The sequence below is a fragment of the Mesorhizobium sp. M7A.F.Ca.US.006.01.1.1 genome, assembly GCF_003997935.1.
Classification (GTDB): domain Bacteria; phylum Pseudomonadota; class Alphaproteobacteria; order Rhizobiales; family Rhizobiaceae; genus Mesorhizobium.
In genome coordinates this window covers 1-15,822 of the sequence record NZ_RZQL01000171.1, presented here as the reverse complement: position 1 = coordinate 15,822, position 15,822 = coordinate 1, and the positions used below count along the sequence as shown (strand labels likewise).

Below are 15,822 nucleotides of genomic sequence, written 5' to 3'. Positions count from 1 at the left end.
CCGGCGCCCAGGCCGGGCGCGCCATGCGCGGCGGCAAGCTCACGATCGAAGGCAATGCGGGCCCATACGCCGGCTCCGGCATGCGCGGCGGCAGGCTTGAGATAACAGGCAATGCCGACGACCATCTCGGTGCGCCGCTCGTCGGGGAACTGGCCGGCATGAACGGCGGTGTGTTGATCGTCAGGGGCAGAGCGGGCGCCTTCGCGGCGGATCGCATGCGGCGCGGCCTGATCGCGGTGCTGAAAGGCTCCGGCGACCATGCCGGCAGCCGCATGATCGCCGGCACCCTGGTGGTGGCCGGTGGCACCGGCGAGATGCCCGGCTATTTGATGCGTCGCGGTTCGATCCTTCTCGATCGCGCGCCGGCACGCATGTCGCCGAGCTTCGTCGAATGCGGCGCACCCGAGAGCGTTTTCGCCGCCATCATCGATCGTCATCTGATCGCCGAGGGCATTTTGAAACGGCCGCTTCTGGGAAGCGCACCGCACAAATATGGCGGGGATAATGCAGTGCTCGGAATGGGCGAGGTTCTTTTTCCGCGCTGAGATCCGTCGACACAGGAACCGTAGAATGGCAGGACGCAAGTGCTTGCCGCTGGGTGGCAGTGGTGGGGCCGGCCGTCATCCGACCCGCAACGTGGAGAACACATGAAGATCATCTCTCAAACGAAAGCCCATGGCGGCGTGCAGGGCGTCTATTCCCATTTCTCGACGAGTTGCCGTTGCGACATGATTTTTGCCGTTTTCATACCTCCGCGGGCGCGGGAAACGCCTTGTCCCGTTGTGTGGTATCTCTCAGGCCTGACGTGCACCCACGCCAATGTAATGGACAAGGGCGAGTACAGGCGCATGGCCGCCGAGCTCGGCCTGATCGTCGTTTGTCCCGACACCAGCCCGCGCGGGGCCGACATTCCGGATGAAAAAGACAACTGGCAGTTCGGCTCCGGCGCCGGCTTCTATCTTGATGCGACGCAAGAACCTTATGCGAAGAATTATCGCATGTATTCCTATGTCACCGAGGAGTTGCCGGCTCTCATCGCGGCTGAATTTCCAGCCGATATGGCGCGCCAGGCAATCTTTGGCCATTCGATGGGCGGGCATGGCGCGCTGACGATTGCCTTGAAGAATCCGCAACGTTTCAAGAGCTGCTCGGCGTTCGCCCCGATCGCCCAGCCAAGCACCGCCGGCTGGTCGAGACCGGCTTTTGAGAAGTATCTCGGCAAGGATGAGGCCTCGTGGCGAACCTGCGACGCGACGTCGCTCATCGACGACGGATATCGTTTCCCTGAATTTTTGGTGGATCAGGGAACGTCGGATGGATTTCTTGACGACGGGCTGAGGCCTTGGCTGCTTGAGGCGGCCTGCGCCAAAGCGGGTATTCCGCTAAAATTGCGGATGCAGGATGGATACGATCACTCGTATCTTTTCATCTCCAGCTTCATGGGCGACCATCTGAGATGGCATGGCGAGAGACTTTGAGCCGGGCAAGCCGAAGGCTTGGCCTGATGCAAACAACTCATTGAATTCGACGCCTTACACCAAGGGCGCCGCTCCTGCCGCCATCAGACGCTATGCGTTCAGCCCTGACGCTGCCTACGCGAAAGAACTGAAAACAGTAGCCGACCCCGATGAGATCCCGGAGCCACCGTGCGGCGACTGGGGCGAAATGCCTGACGGCATCCAGTATTTCTAGGTGTCGGCGGGTGAGGGCCGCAAGCTGCTGTTTGTGCGGATAGGCCAGCACGAGCCGTTGTTTGACGAGCAGACGCTGCAGGTGTTTGCCGAAGGGGTAGGAACCAGGATCGAATGGATGGCGCGGCTGCCTACGCCTCTACGTACTCCGCTAGGCTGACGCCTTTGGGCACATCCAGCCCATCGGCTCGCAAGCCTTCGATGTGAAAGCGTATCGCGTCGCGTATCTCGGTTTCCACCTCAAGCACGGTCGCACCGGTCGCGATGCAGCCGGGTAGGTCCGGCACATAGGCGGAGAAGTTGTTCCCTGCCTTTTCGATCACCACGGCGTAACGCATGTCATCACTCCTTCAGTGGCTTAAGCTTAATTAACTTGGACCCCGACACCGCAGCCCGCCATACGACTGCCTCCCACTATCATACTGCCGACCTGGATGTTGCTGTTGTTGAATTTGACCGGCACCGGTGCAGGTATATCGCCTGTAAAGAAGCAGAAAACGACGTCTTCATCGGCAGGAATTCCGAATTCGGTAGAGATATTATTGTCTTCGGGGTTCAGCATCTTCCTATCTTTAAATTCGATTTTGACGTTAACTCGATGGATGGCCGACTTGAATAAAAGCGTTCGCGCGGCTGGCGGCGTCTCGATGTCGTCTACATTTATTCTGGCCAACCAATCGTTCATTCGCATTTCGAATATTCTATTCATGCAAACGTCATATATGTTTAAAGAAAGAGTATCGTATCCGAATTCATCCTTTTCAAAGTATATTAGATCTATCCCTGCGACGCGAAGCATACTGTCGCATTGATAGGCGTAATTCCCACCGCAAACGAAAACGGTGTGTTTTCTTCGCCGCTGAAAGCTACTTTGGACGAAAGTGTGGTTGGGTCGCTTAAGACTCTTAAGTTGATCGTTTGTGAACGCTCCGGAATCAGCAGCAGCGTGATGTTCAGCGCACAATGCGATCATGCCCTGTTGATCGTGATGTTTTTGCTCGGCCCAGGTAGGATTGAAGTGGTGGTATTCCAGATGCGGAGAACCGCACAGAGGGCACCCGAAGCCGACTTCTGCTCTAAGCCGTCGTCGAACGTCTACCGGCGGCGTTCTTGAGGTCGATTTGACTTTTGATGTGGTGCTCCGGTTCAATTTACGTACCCTTTTTGTTCCTTTTGCCTTCTCGGCCCGATCTTACGACCGGGCCGATGATGTTGCGTTTTAGCGCTTCAGACTTTCCTCAGCTGCACCCGCTCGTCGAGCCGCACGTATCGCACTTCTCGCAAGTCCCGTTGCGCACCATGGTAAAGTTCTGGCACTCGGAGCAGGAATTGCCGGTGTAGCCCTGGAGCAGCGATTTGGCCCGGCGGTCGTTGGCGAGTTTCTTGGCTTCCGCCGCCTCAACGGCCGCGGCGTCGGTGAACAATCCCGCCGTGGCGTCGGAAGCAACACCCGCTGCTTCCTCGAAGGCGATGTCCTCGGCCAGTTCCTTCGCCCGCTCCTCATAGTCGCGCTTGTAGGCGACCGCTTCGTCGCTGGCCGGTTTCAGCGCCAGCACGTTGGAGCCGGAGAAGGCGGTCGGTGCCGAGCGGGCAGGGGCGCCTGAGGGAGCCGCAAAGCCTTTCGGATCGTTGCCGCTGACGCGCGACACCAGCTTCACCGGCGAGGCGCCACGGGTCAGGCCCTTGGAGACCGCATCGGTCTTGCCTTCGCTGATGCCGCGGCCAAGTGCGGTGTTGGAAAAGTCCGACTGGTCGACATGGGCGAGATCGTTGCGCCCGAGATAGGAGATCGCCAGCTCGCGGAACACGTAGTCGAGGATCGACGTCGCGCTCTTGATGGCGTCATTGCCCTGCACCATGCCGGCCGGCTCGAATTTGGTGAAGGTGAAGGCGTGCACATATTCGTCGAGCGGCACGCCATATTGCAGGCCGAGCGAAATGGCGATGGCGAAGTTGTTGAGAAGGCCACGCAAGGTCGCGCCTTCCTTGTTCATGTCGATGAAGATCTCGCCGAGACGGCCATCGTCATATTCGCCGGTGCGCAGGAAGATGGTGTTGCCACCGATCTTGGCCTTCTGGGTGTAACCCTTGCGGCGGCCGGGCAGCTTTTCCTGCTCGCGCGACACGCGCTCGATGATGCGCTCGACGATCCGCTCGGTGATCTGTGCGGCACGTGCTGCCGCAGGTGCGGCGAGCAGCTGCTCGACGGCTTCATCCTCGTCGTCCTCGCCATCGGCGAGCAGCGAGGAGTTGAGCGGCTGCGACAGCTTCGAGCCGTCGCGGTAGAGCGCGTTGGCCTTCAGCGCCAGCTTCCACGACAGCATGTAGGCGCCCTTGGCGTCTTCCACCGTCGCATCGTTGGGCATGTTGATGGTCTTCGAGATGGCGCCGGAGATGAAGGGCTGTGCTGCCGCCATCATCTGGATGTGGCTGTTGATGGACAGCGAGCGCTTGCCGATCTTGCCGCACGGGCTGGCGCAATCGAACACCGCCAGGTGTTCGGCCTTGAGGAACGGCGCGCCTTCCAGCGTCATCGCACCGCAGACATGGATGTTGGCGGCCTCGATGTCCTTCCGGGAGAAGCCGAGCGCCGGCAGGATCTCGAACGAGAAGTCGTTGAGTTGCTCGTCGGTGAAGCCGAACGTCTCTTTCACCCAGTCGGCGCCGAGCGTCCACTGGTTGAAGACGAACTTGATGTCAAAGGCCGACTTCAAGGCTGCGTTGAGCGCCGCGATCTTCTCGTCGGTGAAGCCCTTGGCCTTGAGCGCGCCGGGGTTGATCGCGGGCGCCTGGTTGAGGTTGCCGTGGCCGACCGCATAGGCCTCCATCTCGGCGATCTGGGCTTCGGAATAGCCGAGCGTGCGCAGCGCTTCCGGCACGGCGCGGTTGATGATCTTGAAATAGCCGCCGCCGGCCAGCTTCTTGAACTTCACCAGCGCGAAGTCGGGCTCGATGCCGGTGGTATCGCAATCCATGACCAGGCCGATCGTGCCGGTCGGCGCAATCACGGTCGCCTGCGCGTTGCGGTAGCCATGCTCCTCGCCGAGTTCGATGGCGCGGTCCCAGGCGGCCTTGGCGTGGGTTGCAAGGTCCTGCTGCTTCAGGTCGGAAGCGACCAGCGGCACCGGGTTGACGGCGAGCTTCTCGTAGCCCTGCTTCTCGCCATAGGCGGCACGGCGATGGTTGCGCATGACGCGCAGCATGTTCTGGGCATTGCGGTCGTAGTCGGCGAAGGCGCCGAGTTCGCCGGCCATCTCGGCCGAGGTGGCATAGGCCATGCCGGTCATGATCGCGGTGAGTGCGGCGCAGATCGCGCGGCCTTCATCGGAGTCGTAGGGAATGCCCGACGTCATCAGCAGGCCGCCGATATTGGCATAGCCGAGGCCGAGCGTGCGGTATTCGTAGGACTGCTTGGCGATCTCCTTCGACGGGAACTGCGCCATCATGACGGAGATTTCGAGCACGATGGTCCACAGCCGCACCGTGTGCTCGTAGGCTGCGATGTCGATCGTGCCGTCGGCGTTGCGGTAGGGGAGCAGATTGATCGAGGCGAGATTGCAGGCCGTGTCGTCGAGGAACATGTATTCGGAGCACGGGTTGGACGCCCGGATCGCACCGGCCGAAGCGCAGGTGTGCCAGTCGTTCATCGTCGTGTTGAAATGCAGGCCCGGATCGGCCGACGCCCAGGCGGCGTAACCGATCTTTTCCCAGAGATCCCTGGCCTTCAGCGTCTTCAGCACCTTGCCGTCCTTGCGGGCGGTCAGGTGCCAGTCGGCATCGTCCTCGACGGCGCGCAGGAAATTGTCCTTCAGCGACACCGAATTGTTGGAGTTCTGGCCCGAAACCGTGAGGTAGGCATCCGAATCCCAGTCTGTGTCGTAGGTCTTGAACGACATCGAGCTATAGCCCTGCTTGGCGAACTGGATGACGCGGTAGATGTAGTTCTCCGGCACGGCGGACTTCTTGGCCGCCTTGATCTCGCGCTTCAGCGCGGAGTTGATCGACGGGTCGAAGCAGTCGTCGCCATTGCCTTCGCAGTTGACGCAGGCCTTCATGATCGCTTCGAGATGTTTCTTGACGATCTTCGAGCCGGTCACCAGCGAGGCGACCTTCTGCTCTTCATTGACCTTCCAGTCGATGAATTCCTCGATATCGGGGTGGTCGGCGTCGACGATGACCATTTTGGCGGCGCGGCGCGTCGTGCCGCCCGACTTGATGGCGCCCGCCGCGCGGTCGCCGATCTTGAGGAAGCTCATCAGGCCCGACGAGCGGCCGCCACCGGACAGTTTTTCGCCTTCGCCGCGCAGCAGCGAGAAGTTGGAGCCGGTGCCGGAGCCGTATTTGAACAGGCGCGCTTCACGCACCCAAAGGTCCATGATGCCGCCCTCGTTGACGAGATCGTCCTGCACGCCCTGGATGAAGCAGGCATGCGGCTGCGGATGCTCGTAGGAGGATTTCGACTTGGTCAGCTTGCCGGTGAACGGGTCGACATAGAAGTGGCCCTGGCTCGGGCCGTCGATGCCATAGGCCCAGTGCAGGCCGGTGTTGAACCATTGCGGGGAATTCGGCGCCACGCGCTGGGTGGCCAGCATATAGGCAAGCTCGTCGCGGAAGGCGCGCGCGTCTTCCTCCGACGCCTTGAAGTAGCCGCCCTTCCAGCCCCAATAGGTCCAGGTGCCGGCCAGCCGGTCGAAGACCTGGCGCGCATCGATCTCGGAGCCGTAGCGCTCGGCTTCCGGCAGCTTGGCGAGTTCCGCCTCATCGGCGACTGAGCGCCACAGGAAGGAGGGGACGTCGTTCTCTTCGATCTTCTTCAGGCGCGCGGGAACACCGGCCTTGCGGAAATACTTCTGCGCCAGGATGTCGGCGGCAACCTGGGAGAACTGCGCCGGCACGTCGATATTGTCCAGGCGGAACACCACCGAACCATCCGGATTCTTGATCTCCGAAAGCGCCTTGCGGAATTCGATCTCCGCATAGGCAGATTGTCCTGGCTTGGTGAAACGACGCTCGATGCGCATTGGTCCGGTCCCTTTGTCTATATATAGCGCTTTTCCCCAGGGATTTCTGCCCCCGATGCGAAACGCGCATGTCCGCCGTCTGCCGGCGTCCGAAAACGGCCGGCTCTTCATTCCGCAGCCTCCGCCGGCCCTGCTGGTCAAACTCCTTGCGAAGTGCCTGTCCAACGCCGACGAACCCACGGGTCCCTCAAAACTGATTTTTTTCCGATTCCCTCGGTCGAGGGAAATTCACACTATCTAGCGTCGAACCTACCTGCAAACACTAAATATAGTATTAACAGACAATTTATTCAAGCCCGACAATTGTCCCTATCGACCCCAACCGCCCTACAATTCCAACGCTTCCGCCGGCCTCGTAAACAGGCGGAAATGCGAGCAAAACGCACATAATCCGGGAAAAGACCGGGCTCAGAACTTTCCGGTCGCACTCTCAACAAGAGCGCATGCCCTATAAAAGGCGACTCGTTTTGCGCCGTCAAGGATTCGTTTGCGTAGCTTTTGTGACCCCAACATCTTGTGTGTCACATATGTGGATAACGGGGATAGAATGCGGTGCGGCTAGCGCAATTTTGGTCGCCACCAGGCAGTCCAGACGCGGCAACGATCCAAAGTGTCGTGAAGGCGGGTCCCGGCGCGAGCTTGCCAACCGTCCCCGCAAGATCAGCCGTAATGCAGCCGGGGTTTTGGCTCTGTGCCTGTGAACTGCACCCCGATACGGTCGTTGCGTCGCCAGCGGACCTCGCAACGATAGGCAATGCCGTCGAGCGGCACATAGAGAAGGAAGCGATCGGGAACCCGGGCTTCCAGCAGTACCTTCAGTTCGGCGCCGCCTTCGTGCTGGTTGCGCAGCGTGCAGCCGACTTCCGAATTCGAAATTCCGGTGATGATCGACCCGCCCTTGAGCACGCGCGGACGATGCTCGCGCTGGGGCTCGTCGGACTCGTTTGGAATTGGATTTGCGGGATTCGCCATCGATCAAAAATACCAGAGCTGCCGAATCCTATCCTTGATTCCTTAGCAAAGCATTCATCTCGATGCGCGGTAACGCATGTCCAGCAGTTGCAAGCCAGTCCCGTTTTGCAAAGAGCGCGGTGTGGCCGCGCGTCAGGAGAAGCTGTGCGGGTCGGCGCAGAAATAGGCGATGATCTGGCAAAGGTCGGGTTCGTTGACCATGCGCACCGCTTCGCTTGCACGGACCCATTTGCGGGTGCGCGAGTGTTTTTCCTTCCAGCGATCCGCGACTTTGTCGACATGCAGCGGAAACACCAGAACCTCGCACGGCACTTCTTCGCCGGAAGCCAGTACCTTGGCGTAAAAGTAACGGCCGGCTTCAAGATGAGAGACACGGCCGCGCAGCCCGGCCTCCTCGCCGGCTTCGCGCGCCGCAGCCTCGCAGAGTGGCTCCCTGGCCTCTGGCCAGCCCTTGGGCAAAACCCAGCGGCCGGTATCGCGGCTGGTGATCAGCATGATTTCGACGCCGTCTCCCGTGTCGCGCCACGGCAGGGCGGCAACCTGCAGGCGGCACGGCGCCGTGCCGAAGAGCCGTCGGACCCTTTCGGCCAGATGATTGTGTGTCGTTGGCCTCGTCAACATCGAAGAAGCTAGCCCCAGCCTCCGGAATCGTTTGCCGTCTCACGAATCTTACGGCTAATTGTCGGCAATAAAAGTAAAAAATTTCATTCGCCTGGCCCATTTCCGCCAATAGACGTCGATTTCGCAAAATATCCGGCCCTGTCGTACCTGTTTGCGAAAGCAAATCATGCCCGGTGCAAGCTGCTGGTCTGTAACAGGCAGGTAGTTGCGAATCAGCCGGCGTGGTCGTCGGCGATCGGCTTCTGGTAGGTGAAGCCCATGTCCCACGGGAAATAGATCCAGGTGTCCTGGCTGACTTCGGTGACGAAAGTATCGACCAGCGGCCTGCCTTTCGGCTTGGCATAGACGGTGGCGAAATGCGCCTTGGGCATCATCGCGCGCACGATGCCCGCCGTCTTGCCGGTGTCGGTCAGGTCGTCGATGATCAGCACGCCGGCGCCGTCTTCGGCGAGCAGGGCAGGGGTGATCTCCTTGAGGACCTGCAACTGCCCCTGGCTGGTATAATCGTGATAGGAGGCGACGCAGACGGTTTCGATGACGCGGATGCCAAGTTCACGCGAGATGATCGCCGCCGGCACCAACCCGCCTCGCGTGATGCAGACGATCGCTTTCCATTGCCCCTTGTTGGCACCGGCAAGCCGCCAGGCGAGTGCGCGAGCGTCGCGATGGAACTGGTCCCAGGAGACCGGAAAGGCTTTTTCGGGAAGGGACATGTAGCGCGCTCCACAGCACGCGGGGATCGCGCGCAAGAAAACAGGGGAATGCGCGCGGAATTAGCTGGAAAGCCCCCATCTTGGCAAGAGCAGGGGCCTTGGCAAGGCAAGGGCCAGCGATTGCTGTGGACTTACCGCGACAGGAAGGCAGCAACTGGCGCGGTGCGCAGCACGCTGCGCGTCACACCGCCGAACAGAAGCTGGCGCAGCCATGAGTGGCTGTAGGCGCCGAGCACCAGCAGATCGGCGCCGGTTTCCGCGATCCTGGTCTGGATGATGTCGTCGACCGAACTGCCGCCCGACTGCTGCACCGAGACGCTGACGGTGGCGCCGTGGCGGGATAGCGCCGAGGCGATTTCGGCGCCGGCGGCCTCCGGGCTGTCGTCGAGTGTTTCAGGAGGGTCGATAACCAATATGTCGGTCTTCTCGGCTTCGATGATGAAGGGCAGCGCGTCGAAGGCGGCGCGCGCCGCTTCCTTGCTGCCGTTCCAGGCGAGCAAGACGCGTTTGAAAGTGGTGATCAGCGGACCCTCGTGCGGCACCACCAGCACCGGCCGGCCGGCATCGTAGACCAGCGTGTCTACGTCCGCGCTGGAATCGCCGCCCGTTTCGCGCTGCGCCGCTATGATCAGGTCGGCGGCTCGCACGCTCGAAATCCCGGTCAGCGCGCTGTCACCCGAAAAACTCTCCAGGCTTCGCCACTCGAAGGAAAGACCGGAATCCTCGATATGCCTGAGAAACAGCGTCCTCAGTTTCCCGGCCCGTTCCCGGTTCATATCTGCCGAAACCTGCAGGAATTCGGTGTCGGGAAAGCCTGTGGCAGAGGTGTAGGGCACGGGAAGCGTCTCGGCGTGGATGCCGACCAGATGGCTCTGGAACCGGGTGGCGAGCGGAATGGCGCAGTCGAGCACGCGCTCGGCGTCCTGCTCGTTCTGCAGAATGGCGACGATGGTTTTGAATCGCATGACAATCCCTCAGTTTACGAGCTGGCGAACTCGTGCCGGGGAAACGTTGCAGCGTCGTGCTTTGTTCCGGTCTGGACCAGATCAGCCGGGGTCGTTGGCGAAGCCGGCTACCATCGCTTCGACATCGGCGCGGGCGGCGTCCAGCGCATCCTGGCTGCGGGCACGCACGACCAGCTCGGTCCAGAACTTGCCGTCGCCATATTTCGGGTATGAGCCGATGATCGTATCGGGATGCGCTTTCTGGATATCGCCCAGCGGCCCGCCGATGAGGCCTTCGCCGAACGGGCAGGGCACGGTTGCCGAAAGCATCTTCGTGCCAGCCTTCAGCGTCGGCACGACATTGTCGAGCATGGCCTGGAAAATCGACGGCACACCGGCCATGACGTGGACGTTGCCGATGCGGAAGCCAGGCGCGACCGACACCGGATTGTCGATGAGATCGGCGCCGCGCGGCATCCGTGCCATGCGCTTGCGGGCCTGCGTGTATTCGATGCCGCGCGCGGCATAGCTTGCTTCCAGCATCGCATAGGCCCGGGCATCGTATTCGCAAGGCACGCCGAAGGCCTTGGAAATAGAGTCGGCCGTGATGTCGTCATGCGTCGGGCCAATGCCGCCGGTGGTGAACACATAGGTGTAGCGGCTGCGCACGGCGTTCACCGCGGCAATGATCTCGTCTTCCTCGTCCGGGACGATACGCACTTCCTTCAGGTCGATGCCGATCGCCGTCATGATGTCGGCGAGATGGCCGATGTTCTTGTCCTTGGTTCGACCGGACAGAATCTCATCGCCGATGACGAGCATGGCGGCGGTAACGATTTCAGGCATGGAAGGCTCCGGCATGACGGGTAGCCTGAGATAGCGCGGCGCGGCAGCGGCCGCAATGCCGCTCGAGCGGCGAACAAGCTGCACTCATATGGATCGACAGGCTTGATTTTAAATCCGTCGAAGACCTCGGCCACATGCCGCAATTCAGCGAGCCTGAACGGGTCGTTGCCTTCATCAAACGCCTTGCGATCCGTGCATTCTCCGATCCGAGATCCAGGCAGCTTCACGACAATTTCAAGGAACCATCGGTTGACTGACGGGTTTCACCTGTGTCGCTCCCAAGACGACAAAGACGATGAGATATGGAGTAATCCAAAATGTACACAAAACTTCTAGCAGCATCCGTCCTGACGATTGGCCTCGCCACCACGGCGATGGCGCAGTCGTCGGATAGCACCTATTCAAACCACAGCTGGTGGCTGTTCGGCAATGAAGACCAAACGACTGTCGATCCCAACACCACCGGCAGCATCAATGCAGATGGCTCCGGGTTGAACACCTTGGGCAACACCGGCCCGTTCGGCCCATGTGCCGATCACACGCCCGGCCCTGATGCGAATGCCCAGGGGAACGTCAACGATCAGTATTGCGGCAAATGATGCCATGGGCAGCTGCGGGCCGCGGACTTTCTCGATGTCCGCGGCCGGCTCCTTGCCTGCCCGATAACGATTGCCGGAATTAATCTGAGACTTCTGTCTGCGGCCGGTCGCGGCCGTCGGCCAGTTCCTCGTGCCATTTGCCTTCGGCGTCCTCATATTGGATGCCGTCGGTCGCTCCGGCGACCTGCTGCTCGGCCGAGGCGATTTCGGCCGCGCGCAAGGCGTCCTGATGCGTGGGGAACGTCTCGGAAAAGGTCGCTCCGACCTTGTAGGCCCAGCCGCCGTCATGCTCGACGATCTTGTAAGTCAGCTTCGCCATGAAAAACCTCCGGTTGAAAGGTCCGTCTGCTCAATGCAGCCGGTCGTCGGGCAGTCTGTCGTCGGGCACTAGCACTTCCGATTCCTTGGCGGCTTCAATCAGCGCCCGGCGCGCATCTGCTGTCGAACGATAACCTTCCAGCACTTTGAGGCAAGTGTCGAGGGCATCACGATGGCGCGGGCCGCGATTGAGCGGCCACACCGTCATCAGGCACTCCGCGGCCTCCTGGGCGCTGCGGATGTGGCGATATTTGCCGACGTGGCCAAGTTCGACGACGACCGGCACTTCAAAAGGTTTGTTGTCCATTATGGCCGCAACGCAAAGCAGCCAATTTGGTTGCAACCATGGCCGTCAGCCTGCGCCCAAACGTCTCAGAGGTTGTTTGAAGGCTCTACACCTGCGGTTAGCGCCGCAACCGGCAAGAATGCCCTGAACAGGTTCCTTCACGCCCCGCCACGCCCGCCGCAGCCTCGCTCCACGCAACAGCTTGCGGACGGAATAGCAGCGAAAGCACCGTCAAGCTGTCTGGAGACAGGAGGCGCGCCGTGCGGGAGCGCGGACCGTTCAGCCCGCCGCCTTCATCCAGTGCTGCATCGTGGTCACCGAACGGGCAAGTTGCGGCGCCGGATGGATCGTCTCGCTGAATGTCGCCGCCGCACGCCATCCCCAGCGCGGATCGGCCAGGAAGGCTCGCGCCAGCGCCACCATGTCGGCGCGGCCCTCGGTGAGGATCGCTTCGGCCTGCTTGGGGTCGTCGATCAGGCCGACAGCGCGGGTCGGAATATCAGCGCCCTTGCGCACCGCCTCCGCCAGATGCACCTGATAGCCGGGGCCGGTGGGCAATTTCTGCAACGGCGAATTGCCGCCGCTCGAGCAGCAGAGATAGGCGACGCCCTCGTCCTTGAGCGCTTTGGCGACTTCGATCGCGTCCGCCACGTCGAAGCCGCCGTCGACCCAATCCTTCACCGACAGCCTTGCGCCGAGCATCAGCTTTGGCACCGCCTTGCGCACCGCCTTGGCGATTTCGACGGCAAGACGCATGCGGTTTTTCAGCGAGCCACCCCAGCGGTCCGTGCGCTGGTTGGACAAGGGCGACAGGAACTGGAAGATCAGATAGCCATGCGCGGCGTGCAGTTCGAGGAAATCGAAGCCGGCGCGTTCGGCTCGCCTTGCCGCCTCGGCGAAGCGCTCGATCAGCTGCAGGATCTCCTCGTCCTCCAGTGCGTGCGGCACGTTCCAGCCGGTGTCGTAGGGGATCGCCGAGGCTGAGACGGTCTGCCAGGGATCCTCGTTTGGCTGCAGTGGCCCGCCGCCCTCCCACGGCTTGCGGTTCGAAGCCTTGCGGCCGGCATGGGCGAGTTGGGAGCCGAATTTCGTACCGGGTGCGGCGACGCGTCGTGCGGCGTCCAGCGCGCGGCGGGCCGCCGCTTCATTGTCTTCGGAATAAAGGCCGAGGCAGCCATGGGTGATACGCCCGCGCCGCTCGACATCGGTCATCTCGACCGTGACCATGCCGGCGCCGGACATTGCAAGGTTCATCCAGTGATGGAGATGCCAGTCACTGGCCGAGCCGTCGTCGGCGGAATACTGGCACATCGGCGCGACGGCGATGCGGTTGGGGAAGGTGAGGCCGTCGAGGGTGATCGACTGGAAAAGCGACGCTGTCATGAGAAACTCCGGGAGGGTTCGCAGCTATTTAGGCGACCGATGGCGCCTGCGCCAGACACGAGGCGGTGAAAGGGGTTCTGGACCAATCACGGACGGGATTGCCGAAATGCCGGTTCGCGGCTACGCCTCGGCCAGGCATGTCTCCCAAAAAGTGGCTCCGGTTTGGGAGAGCGACATGCATAAAACAGGAGCATAAAGCGCGACGCGCTTTTGCATGGAGACCACGATGGAAGATCGTATTCGCGTCCGTTCGGAGGAAATCCTCTCCGACGACTGGGCCGTCCTGAACAAGACCGTTCTCGACTACCGCCGGCGCGACGGTCAGTGGGAGACGCAAGTCCGCCAGACCTATGATCGCGGCGACGGCGCGGTGATCCTCCCTTACGACCCCTTGCGTTCGACCGTGCTTCTGGTGCGCCAGTTCCGCTATCCCGCCTACGTCACCGGCCACCGCGAGCCGCTGATCGAGGCCTGTGCCGGCCTGTTGGACGAAAACGATCCAGAGACCGCCATCCGCAAGGAAGCCGAGGAAGAGCTGGGTTACCGCTTGAAGGATATCGAGCGGCTGTTTTCGCCCTATATGAGCCCCGGCAGCGTCACCGAACGGCTCTGGTTCTTCATCGCCCGCTATTCACCCGCCGACCGCATCTCGGCCGGCGGCGGCGCGCAAGAAGAGGGCGAGGACATCGAGGTTCTGGAAATGCCGCTCGACGAAGCACTGGCCGGCATCGCCGATGGCCGCATCATCGACGCCAAGACCATTATCCTGATCCAGCATCTGAAGCTCAATCCGATCGCCGCCTGAACGGCGTCGGTCCTCCTTCGCCAAGGCTTCGGGGGGACACTCCGTCATCTATTTCGGGTGGCCCGCCACCCGAAGCTCGAAGAGCGAAGGGTGGTGCGGATGAAGGGACTCGAACCCCCACGCCTTTCGGCACTGGAACCTAAATCCAGGGCGTCTACCAGTTCCGCCACATCCGCATGGACCGGCAATCCCATGTGGCCATCATTCTGTCAATGTCAGAGACAAGATGTGGGTCAGCGACAAGATATGGGTCAGGCCCGAATGCTGGTTATTCGCCGGAATGCGAAGACTGTTGAAAATTGGCCTCGCCTGTGACAAAAGGCGTGTCAAATGTGACGGGACGCGACGATCCGCTTCTGCAGAATGTGATAAGAAGTAGGAAAAACAAGAACTTATTCACATTTTGGAACGCAGTTTGGGAGAGTTTGAGCCGGGTTTTCGGTCAAATCGCCAGGTTCCGTACCAAAAGCCATTCCCGGCAAGAATATACCGGCAGGCTGTGAACGGCAGAAGGCCGTTGCAGTCTCATTGGTGAAAACAAAGGTTTTACGATGCAGGTCACCGAAACGCTCAACTCCGGTCTCAAGCGAGAGATCAAGATCACCGTGCCGGCCGGTGACATGGAAGCCAAGCTGATGGCGCGGCTTTCGGATGCCCGCAACAAGGTCCGCATCAACGGCTTCCGTCCAGGCAAGGTGCCGGTGCAGCACCTGCGCAAGGTCTACGGCAAGTCGTTCATGGCCGAAGTGGTCAATGAAATCCTCAACGATTCGACCCGTTCGATCATTACCGGGCGTGGTGAAAAGGCTGCCATGCAGCCCGAAGTCATCATGACCGAGGACGAGGAGGAAGCCGAGAAGATCCTGGCCGGCGGCGCCGACTTCGAATTCCGCCTCAACTACGAGATCATCCCGGCGATCGAGATCAAGGACTTTTCCGATATCAAGGTCACACGCCAGGTGTTCGACGTTCCGGATACCGAGATCGACGAGCAGGTCCAGCGCGTTGCCGAATCGGCGCGCAGCTACGAGCCGAAGACCGGCAAGGCCGCCAATGGCGACCGCGTTTCGATCGACTATGTCGGCAAGATCGACGGCGAGGCCTTCACTGGCGGCGCCGGCACCGATCAGCCGCTGGTGCTGGGTTCGAAGGAATTCATCCCCGGCTTCGAGGATCAGCTGGTCGGCGCCAAGGCCGGTGACGAAAAGCAGGTCACCGTGACTTTCCCGGAAAACTACCAGGCCGCGCATCTGGCCGGCAAGGAAGCGACCTTCGACGTCACCGTCAAGGAAGTGTCCCAGCCCGGCGCGCTGGAAATCAACGACGAGACCGCCAAGAACCTCGGCTTGGAGTCGCTGGAGCGCCTGCGTGACGTCGTGCGCGGCCAGATCGAGAACCAGTTCGGCGCCATGACGCGCCAGAAGGTCAAGCGCCAGCTGCTCGACCAGCTCGACGCGGCTTATTCGTTCGAGGCGCCGTCGAAGCTCGTCGACGCCGAGTTCAACAACATCTGGGCGCAGGTCAATCGCGACCTGGAGGCAGCCGGACGCACCTTCGCCGACGAAGAGACGACGGAAGAAGAGGCGCGCGCCGAGTATCTGCGGCTTGCCGAGCGCCGCGTGC

Annotated in this window: 17 protein-coding genes and 1 tRNA gene; 6 read left to right on the top strand and 12 right to left on the bottom strand. The window is 61.2% G+C overall.

From position 1 onward, the window contains the following. The 3 genes from EN943_RS25600 to EN943_RS25590 all read left to right on the top strand — a co-directional run. A partial coding sequence (locus tag EN943_RS25600) for a formylmethanofuran dehydrogenase subunit C (protein ID WP_127415125.1) occupies positions 1-545 on the top strand: 545 nt, incomplete at its 5' end. Between the two features lie 102 nt (positions 546-647). Further along, positions 648-1,478, top strand: a complete 831-nt coding sequence (gene fghA, locus EN943_RS25595; RefSeq protein ID WP_127415124.1) for an S-formylglutathione hydrolase — start codon at positions 648-650, stop codon at positions 1,476-1,478. Then, positions 1,462-1,692, top strand: coding sequence for a hypothetical protein (locus EN943_RS25590; protein WP_245475967.1), 231 nt, complete (start codon positions 1,462-1,464; stop codon positions 1,690-1,692). Before fghA ends, EN943_RS25590 begins: the two co-directional genes overlap by 17 nt. Before the next feature lie 130 nt (positions 1,693-1,822). Here the strand turns inward: EN943_RS25590 and EN943_RS25585 are convergent, their stop codons facing one another. The 8 genes from EN943_RS25585 to EN943_RS25550 all read right to left on the bottom strand — a co-directional run bounded on the left by EN943_RS25585 (position 1,823) and on the right by EN943_RS25550 (position 10,808). Further along, the gene (locus EN943_RS25585; protein ID WP_127415123.1) at positions 1,823-2,029 is read right to left on the bottom strand and encodes a type II toxin-antitoxin system HicB family antitoxin; all 207 of its coding nucleotides are present in this window, start codon (positions 2,027-2,029) and stop codon (positions 1,823-1,825) included. 26 nt (positions 2,030-2,055) lie between these two features. Then, entirely contained in the window at positions 2,056-2,841 is a 786-nt protein-coding gene (locus tag EN943_RS25580; protein WP_127415122.1) for a hypothetical protein, read from the bottom strand. A gap of 88 nt (positions 2,842-2,929) precedes the next feature. Continuing rightward, entirely contained in the window at positions 2,930-6,712 is a 3,783-nt protein-coding gene (locus tag EN943_RS25575) for a vitamin B12-dependent ribonucleotide reductase (protein ID WP_127415121.1), read from the bottom strand. 660 nt (positions 6,713-7,372) lie between these two features. Continuing rightward, positions 7,373-7,684: a PilZ domain-containing protein gene (locus EN943_RS25570; protein WP_127415120.1), complete on the bottom strand. Its 312-nt coding sequence runs from the start codon at positions 7,682-7,684 to the stop codon at positions 7,373-7,375. A gap of 132 nt (positions 7,685-7,816) precedes the next feature. Then, entirely contained in the window at positions 7,817-8,305 is a 489-nt protein-coding gene (locus EN943_RS25565) for an NUDIX hydrolase (protein ID WP_023810435.1), read from the bottom strand. Between the two features lie 212 nt (positions 8,306-8,517). Then, the gene (gpt, locus tag EN943_RS25560) at positions 8,518-9,018 is read right to left on the bottom strand and encodes a xanthine phosphoribosyltransferase (RefSeq protein WP_057145797.1); all 501 of its coding nucleotides are present in this window, start codon (positions 9,016-9,018) and stop codon (positions 8,518-8,520) included. Positions 9,019-9,149: 131 nt separating this feature from the next. Next, positions 9,150-9,983: a universal stress protein gene (locus EN943_RS25555; RefSeq protein ID WP_127415119.1), complete on the bottom strand. Its 834-nt coding sequence runs from the start codon at positions 9,981-9,983 to the stop codon at positions 9,150-9,152. Positions 9,984-10,064: 81 nt separating this feature from the next. Beyond that, on the bottom strand, positions 10,065-10,808 hold the full coding sequence (locus EN943_RS25550) for a competence/damage-inducible protein A (protein ID WP_127415118.1): 744 nt from the start codon (positions 10,806-10,808) through the stop codon (positions 10,065-10,067). Positions 10,809-11,125: 317 nt separating this feature from the next. On the opposite strand from EN943_RS25550, the gene EN943_RS25545 reads away from it, so the two are divergent. Beyond that, positions 11,126-11,407, top strand: a complete 282-nt coding sequence (locus EN943_RS25545) for a hypothetical protein (RefSeq protein WP_127415117.1) — start codon at positions 11,126-11,128, stop codon at positions 11,405-11,407. A 79-nt stretch (positions 11,408-11,486) separates the two neighbouring features. Here the strand turns inward: EN943_RS25545 and EN943_RS25540 are convergent, their stop codons facing one another. From EN943_RS25540 to EN943_RS25530, 3 genes are all read right to left on the bottom strand, one after another. Beyond that, entirely contained in the window at positions 11,487-11,726 is a 240-nt protein-coding gene (locus EN943_RS25540) for a DUF2188 domain-containing protein (RefSeq protein WP_013532013.1), read from the bottom strand. Positions 11,727-11,756: 30 nt separating this feature from the next. Next, complete coding sequence (locus EN943_RS25535; protein WP_013532012.1) at positions 11,757-12,035, bottom strand: DUF982 domain-containing protein; 279 nt, start codon at positions 12,033-12,035, stop codon at positions 11,757-11,759. A 255-nt stretch (positions 12,036-12,290) separates the two neighbouring features. After that, positions 12,291-13,394, bottom strand: coding sequence for an NADH:flavin oxidoreductase/NADH oxidase (locus EN943_RS25530; RefSeq protein ID WP_127415116.1), 1,104 nt, complete (start codon positions 13,392-13,394; stop codon positions 12,291-12,293). Between the two features lie 226 nt (positions 13,395-13,620). On the opposite strand from EN943_RS25530, the gene EN943_RS25525 reads away from it, so the two are divergent. Further along, complete coding sequence (locus EN943_RS25525; protein WP_127415115.1) at positions 13,621-14,199, top strand: NUDIX domain-containing protein; 579 nt, start codon at positions 13,621-13,623, stop codon at positions 14,197-14,199. A 91-nt stretch (positions 14,200-14,290) separates the two neighbouring features. Here the strand turns inward: EN943_RS25525 and EN943_RS25520 are convergent. Next, positions 14,291-14,375: transfer RNA gene (locus EN943_RS25520), tRNA-Leu, on the bottom strand. 375 nt (positions 14,376-14,750) lie between these two features. Here EN943_RS25520 and tig point away from each other — a divergent pair. Further along, on the top strand, positions 14,751-15,822 hold a 1,072-nt coding region (tig, locus tag EN943_RS25515; RefSeq protein ID WP_127415114.1), incomplete at its 3' end, for a trigger factor.